This is a genomic window from Mesorhizobium sp. M4A.F.Ca.ET.090.04.2.1, assembly GCF_003999085.1.
Classification (GTDB): Bacteria; Pseudomonadota; Alphaproteobacteria; order Rhizobiales; family Rhizobiaceae; genus Mesorhizobium.
Genome location: NZ_RZOT01000476.1, coordinates 1 through 4,820, shown reverse-complemented (window position 1 = coordinate 4,820; position 4,820 = coordinate 1). Strand labels below are relative to the sequence as shown.

The window sequence follows — 4,820 nt, the reverse complement described above, 5'->3', positions numbered from 1 at the left end:
CCCGGACACAGGATTCCGTTCGAGCACGAGCTGACAGCTGAATACAATTGCTCGCGCATGACGGTAAACAAGGCGCTGTCGCAGCTGGCCAAGGCCGGGCTGATCGAGCGCCGCCGCCGTTCCGGCAGTTTTGTCCGCCAGCCGCAGTCGCAGGCGGCGGTGCTGGAACTGCACGACATCCGGATCGAGGTCGAAGCGCTCGGCCTGCCCTATCGCTATGAAAGGATGGCTCGGCTGAAGCGGCGCAGCAGCGCCGAGGACCGGTCACTGCTGGGGCTTTCCGCCCCAGGCTTGGTGCTTTCGCTGGAATGCCTGCATTTCGCCGGCCAGCGGCCCTTCGCGCATGAGCAGCGGCTGATCAATCTCGCCGCGGTCGCGGAGGCCGGCGAGGAGGACTTTTTGGCCATCGCGCCCGGCCCCTGGCTGATCGGCCGCGTGCCGTGGAGCGAGGCCGAGCATCGCATCCGCGCCACCGCCGCGGACGACCATGTCGCCGACACGCTCGATATAGACCCCGGCGCGCCGTGCCTGGTGGTCGAGCGTCGCACCTGGAGCGCCGAGCACCCGGTGACGCATGTGCGCTTTATTTATCCGGCCGAGAGCCACACGCTGGTGGCGCGGTTCACGCCGTCGCAGGGATGAGTGATCTCCCCCTCGTGGGGGAGATTGGCAGTTCGGGCGCCGCGCCTTAAATCGCCGCCGTAATAATAATCTCGACCAGATATTCCGGGCCGGCCAGCTTGGCCTCGCCGGTGGCGCGGGCGGGCGTATGGCCCTGCGGCACCCACTTGTCCCATTCCGCGTTCATCTCGGCGAAGGTGCTCATGTCGGCCAGCCAGATGATGGTCTGCACGATCTTGGTCTTGTCGGTTCCGGCCTTGGCCAGCAATTCGTCGATGGTCTTCAGGATGTCGCGGGTCTGCGAGGCGACATTGCCGCCGGGCTCGCCGACCTGGCCGGCCAGATAGACGGTGTTGCCGTGGATGACGATCTGGCTCATGCGCGGGCCAACATCGATGCGACGAATGCTCATGGGGCGTTCCTTCCTATTATCGGTCGCGCCTCTTTAGAGTCCGCGCCGGTTTCGGGCAAGGCCGGCAGGGACGAAACCAATTGAGCCAATTGTGTGGCCCCTGCCCGTTGCGTACACGGCGAGTTGACCGGCCGTGACCAAATTGCGTCGGGCCATCTTGTTGACTAATGTAATAACATCACATATCGAGTTGAACCGCTCGAACAATGGGCTACCGCCCCAACGGACCACCGATGACCAATGCCTGCCTGACCTTTCGCGACCTGACGCTCGGCTATGGCAGCCACCCGGCGATCCATCACCTCGATGGCGTCATCCGCAAGGGGTCGCTGACGGCTGTCGTCGGCGCCAACGGCTCGGGCAAGTCGACGCTGATGAAGGGCATTGTTGGCGTGCTGAAGCCGATGGAAGGCGCGGTCACCCGCGCCCCCGGCGTGCGCACCGCCTATCTGCCGCAGCAGTCCGAACTCGACCGCTCTTTCCCAGCGCGGGTGGTCGACCTGGTTTCGCTCGGCTTGTGGCCGAAGCGCGGCCTGCTCGGCCGCTATACGAAGGAGGACCGCGAATCCGTCAGCAAGGCGCTGTTGGCGGTCGGCCTCGGCGGCTTCGAGACGCGCCCGATCGACACGCTGTCCGGCGGACAGCTGCAACGCACGCTGTTTGCGCGCGTGCTGCTGCAGGACGCCGACCTCATCCTGCTCGACGAGCCGTTCAACGCCGTCGACGCCAAGACGGTCGGCGACCTGATCCAGTTGATCAAGCGCTGGCATGGCGAGGAGCGCACGATCATGGTTGTCGTCCACGATCTCGACCTCGTTCGGCACAATTTCCCCGAGACGCTGCTGCTTGCGCGCCAGCCGGTCGCCTGGGGCGAGACCAAGGAAACGCTGCGGCCGGAAAACCTTCTCAAGGCGCGGCGCTTCCATGAAGCATGGGAAGAGAACGCGCCCTGGTGCGAGCCCGACGACCATCATCACGACCATCACGGGCACGACCATCACGGCCCTGCCCATACCCATGCGCATGATCACCATCATGACCACGGCTCCGGGCCGAGGGCCGCCTGATGGACTTTCTCTACGGCCTCTTCATCGCGCCCTTTGCCGATTTCGCCTTCATGCAGCGAGCGCTGTTCGGCTCGCTGCTGCTGTCGCTCGGCGCCTGTCCGGTCGGGGTCTTCCTGATGCTGCGGCGCATGAGCCTGTCGGGCGACGCCATGGCGCACGCCATCCTGCCGGGTGCGGCCGCAGGCTTCCTGCTCTACGGGCTGGAAATCCTGCCGATGACCATAGGCGGGCTGATCGCCGGCATTATCGTCGCGCTCGGCGCCGGCGCTGTCTCGCGTTTCACCGTCCAGCGCGAGGACGCTTCGATGGCGGCCTTCTATCTGATCTCGCTCGCCGTCGGCGTGCTGATGGTGTCGATCCGCGGCTCCAGTGTCGATCTCATGCATGTGCTGTTCGGCACGGTGCTGGCGCTCAACAACGAGGCTCTGACGCTGATCGGCGGTATCGTGCTGGTCACGCTGGTCGCCCTCACGATCTTCTGGCGGGCGCTGGTCGCCGAATGCCTCGACCCGCTGTTCCTGCGCTCGGTGAGCCGCATGGGCAGCCCGGTGCATTTCATCTTCCTGGGGCTGGTGGTGCTCAACCTCGTCGGCGGCTTCCAGGCGCTAGGCACGCTTTTGTCGGTCGGGCTGATGATGCTGCCGGCCGCCGCCGCCCGCTTCTGGACGGTGCGCGTCGAGCCTATGTGCGTGCTGGCGGTGCTGATCGGCTTCGCCTCCTGCACCGCCGGACTGCTGCTTTCCTACCACGCCTCGCTGCCGTCCGGCCCGGCCATCATCCTGTCGGCCGGCGTCGTCTACTTCTTCTCGATCGTGTTCGGCTCGCGCGGCGCGCTGCGCGCCCGCATCGTCCACCATCGCCACCGGACCGCCTGATCCCCCAAGCAAGGAGACCTGCCCAATGCTGAAATCCTTCCGCGCCGCCCTGGCCCTGAGCGTTATAACATTTACCGCGCTTGGCGCTTCTTCGGCCTTCGCCGCGCCGCTCAAGGTGGTGGCGAGCTTCACGGTGATTGCGGATTTCGCCAAGAATGTCGGCAACGACCGGGTCAGCATCACCACCATCGTCGGCCCGGATGGCGACGCCCATGTCTACGAACCGAGCCCGGCCGACGCGGTGGCGATGGCTGGCGCTGATGTGGTGCTGGTCAACGGGCTGCAATTCGAAGGCTATTTGCAGCGCCTGGTCGACGCCAGCGCCACCAAGGCCTCGATCGTTACCTTGACCAAGGGCGTCACCCCCATCGACTTCAAGCCGGAATTCGCCGATGCGGACGCGGCGGAAGGCGCCGCCACCGGCGGCGGCAAGACGGTCACCGACCCGCATGCCTTCCAGTCGATCGCCAATGCCAGGATCTATGTGAAGAATATCGCCGAGGCCTTCTGCGCCGCCGACAGCGATGGCTGCGTCGGCTACCAGACCAATGCCGCGGCCTACACCAAGAAGCTGGATGCGCTGGAAGGCGAGGTGAAGGCGGCGATCCAGTCGATCCCCGAGGAGAAGCGCGTCGTCATCACCTCGCACGATGCCTTCGGCTATTTCGAGCACGAATATGGCCTGGCCTTCCTGGCGCCGCAGGGCATTTCCACCGACTCCGAGCCATCGGCCGCCGACGTCGCCAAGCTGGTCGAGCAAGTGAAGCAAGACAAGGCGGCTGCGATCTTCGTCGAAAACATCACCAATCCGCGGCTGATCGAGCAGATCGCCAGCGAGACCGGCATCAAGGTCGGCGGCACGCTCTATTCGGATGCGCTGTCGCAGCCCGACGGACCAGCCTCGACCTATATCGACATGATGCACAACAACATCGCCCAGATCAAAGGCGCGATCCTCGGCAGCTGAGGTCCGCTCATCCAGCCGGATTGTGATGGTCCGGCTGGATTTTCCGCCGCGAATGTCTATCTGCAAAGACGACGCCGGCGGCGTGCGACGATACGCGATCGGCGGGAGCAGTTGCCGGCTCGCTCCGGGAGTGGCAAGACTGCCGCGCGACCAGATTGCGAGGACGACCATGGAATACCGAGAGATCAGCGACGACTATTCGGTCTCGGGCCAGATCCAGCCCAGCGATATCACCGCCATCAAGGAAGCCGGCTTCAAGAGCGTGATCTGCAACCGGCCGGACAACGAGCAGCCCGGCCAGCCTTCGGCCGAAAGCGTCAAGGCAGCGGCCGAGGCGGCCGGCCTCGCCTTCCGCTTCATCCCGGTCATCAGCGGCCAGATCACCTTCGAGAATGTCCAGGACCAGGCCGCGGCGCTCGACGAGCTCGAGGGCCCGGTCTTCGCCTACTGCCGCTCCGGCGCCCGCTGCACCAATCTCTATGGGTTGATTCAGCAGTCGAGGGGCTGAAGTGTGCTGAGATTCAGGTCAGGCCGGCCTGACCTGAACATCAGCGCACCCTAGATCGGCAGCGCGCCGGTCTCCTTCAGCGTCTCCAGCACGATTGCCGTCTTCACATGCTGGACGGATTCGTGCGGCAGGAGCACGCCGTTGACGAACTCCGACAGTGATTTGAGATCGGGCGTCACCACTTTCAGAATGTAGTCCATCTCCCCGGTCAACGCGTGCGCCTCCTGAACCTCAGGCAGCCGCGCCACCAACTCGCCGAAGCGCCGGGCGTTGTCACGATTGTGGGTGGCCAGTGTCACCGAGATGACGTTGACCAGCGAGAAGCCCAGCCGGTCCCGGTCGAGCACCGCGCGGTACCCCTTGATATAGC

At 65.0% G+C, this 4,820-nt stretch carries 7 protein-coding genes; 5 read left to right on the top strand and 2 right to left on the bottom strand.

Going from position 1 to position 4,820, the window contains the following annotated elements; genetic code table 11:
- On the top strand, positions 1-642 hold a 642-nt coding region (gene hutC / locus EN781_RS26000; protein ID WP_127400468.1), incomplete at its 5' end, for a histidine utilization repressor.
- Between the two features lie 46 nt (positions 643-688).
- Here the strand turns inward: hutC and EN781_RS25995 are convergent.
- Positions 689-1,033 (bottom strand): RidA family protein, encoded by a 345-nt coding sequence (locus EN781_RS25995; RefSeq protein ID WP_126055038.1) that lies wholly within the window; start codon positions 1,031-1,033, stop codon positions 689-691.
- Between the two features lie 233 nt (positions 1,034-1,266).
- On the opposite strand from EN781_RS25995, the gene aztA reads away from it, so the two are divergent.
- From aztA to EN781_RS25975, 4 genes are all read left to right on the top strand, one after another.
- Positions 1,267-2,100 (top strand): zinc ABC transporter ATP-binding protein AztA, encoded by an 834-nt coding sequence (gene aztA / locus EN781_RS25990; RefSeq protein ID WP_126055039.1) that lies wholly within the window; start codon positions 1,267-1,269, stop codon positions 2,098-2,100.
- Positions 2,100-2,975: a zinc ABC transporter permease AztB gene (gene aztB / locus EN781_RS25985; RefSeq protein WP_126055040.1), complete on the top strand. Its 876-nt coding sequence runs from the start codon at positions 2,100-2,102 to the stop codon at positions 2,973-2,975. Before aztA ends, aztB begins: the two co-directional genes overlap by 1 nt.
- A gap of 25 nt (positions 2,976-3,000) precedes the next feature.
- Positions 3,001-3,942, top strand: coding sequence for a zinc ABC transporter substrate-binding protein AztC (aztC, locus tag EN781_RS25980; RefSeq protein WP_127400467.1), 942 nt, complete (start codon positions 3,001-3,003; stop codon positions 3,940-3,942).
- A gap of 169 nt (positions 3,943-4,111) precedes the next feature.
- Positions 4,112-4,450: a TIGR01244 family sulfur transferase gene (locus EN781_RS25975; RefSeq protein ID WP_126055042.1), complete on the top strand. Its 339-nt coding sequence runs from the start codon at positions 4,112-4,114 to the stop codon at positions 4,448-4,450.
- Between the two features lie 50 nt (positions 4,451-4,500).
- Here the strand turns inward: EN781_RS25975 and EN781_RS25970 are convergent.
- Positions 4,501-4,820, bottom strand: a 320-nt coding sequence (locus EN781_RS25970) for an Lrp/AsnC family transcriptional regulator (RefSeq protein ID WP_145965626.1), incomplete at its 5' end; no start/stop codon positions are given.

What these genes read in the sequence shown, in the direction of transcription:
- EN781_RS25975 (WP_126055042.1), top strand. Translation starts at nt 4,112, where the DNA reads ATGGAATACCGAGAGATCAGCGACGACTATTCGGTCTCGGGCCAGATC.
- aztC (WP_127400467.1), top strand. Translation starts at nt 3,001, where the DNA reads ATGCTGAAATCCTTCCGCGCCGCCCTGGCCCTGAGCGTTATAACATTT.
- aztA (WP_126055039.1), top strand. Translation starts at nt 1,267, where the DNA reads ATGACCAATGCCTGCCTGACCTTTCGCGACCTGACGCTCGGCTATGGC.
- EN781_RS25995 (WP_126055038.1), bottom strand. Translation starts at nt 1,033, where the DNA reads ATGAGCATTCGTCGCATCGATGTTGGCCCGCGCATGAGCCAGATCGTC.
- aztB (WP_126055040.1), top strand. Translation starts at nt 2,100, where the DNA reads ATGGACTTTCTCTACGGCCTCTTCATCGCGCCCTTTGCCGATTTCGCC.